Source organism: Xanthomonas sp. WHRI 1810A (genome assembly GCF_040202885.1).
GTDB lineage: Bacteria > Pseudomonadota > Gammaproteobacteria > Pseudomonadales > Pseudomonadaceae > Aquipseudomonas.
The window spans coordinates 1-527 of record NZ_JBEGED010000071.1 but is presented as its reverse complement, the minus strand read 5'-3'; the positions used below and the strand labels follow the sequence as shown (position 1 = coordinate 527).

General features: G+C 64.5%; 1 pseudogene. It reads left to right on the top strand.

The annotated features are described in order from the left end of the window. Nucleotides 1-198: 198 nt before the first annotated feature. Nucleotides 199-527 (top strand): annotated as a pseudogene (locus ABQX22_RS26785) (glutamate synthase small subunit); the annotation flags it as partial.

Here is a 527-nt window from a genome sequence, read left to right as displayed (position 1 = left end):
CATCCGCCCCTTCGGGGCACCTTCTCCCGACGGGAGAAGGGTTAAAGCCCCTCTCCCGTCGGGATAGGGGTTGGGGTGAGGGTACGGAGCGAAGCTACTCGCATCGTCCAACCGCACGAGGCTGCGCTCGTACCCTCATCCGCCCCTTCGGGGCACCTTCTCCCGGTGGGAGAAGGGAATCAGCCACGGATTTCTTTTATGAGCCGCAAGCAAGCCTTCCAATTCCTCGACCTGCCCCGGACCATGCCCACACGCATTCCGGTGGAGCTGCGCACGTCCGGTGACTGGGGCGAGCTGTACGGCAAGTTCGACAAGGCCGACGCGCAGTATCAGTCCGGCCGTTGCCTGGACTGCGGTAATCCGTATTGCAGCTGGAAGTGCCCGGTGCACAACGCGATCCCGCAGTGGCTGCAGCTGGTGCAGGAAAACCGCATCGAGGAAGCCGCCGCGCTGTGCCATTCCACCAACCCGCTGCCGGAAGTGTGCGGGCGGGTGTGTCCGCAGGACCGCTTGTGCGAAGGCAGCTG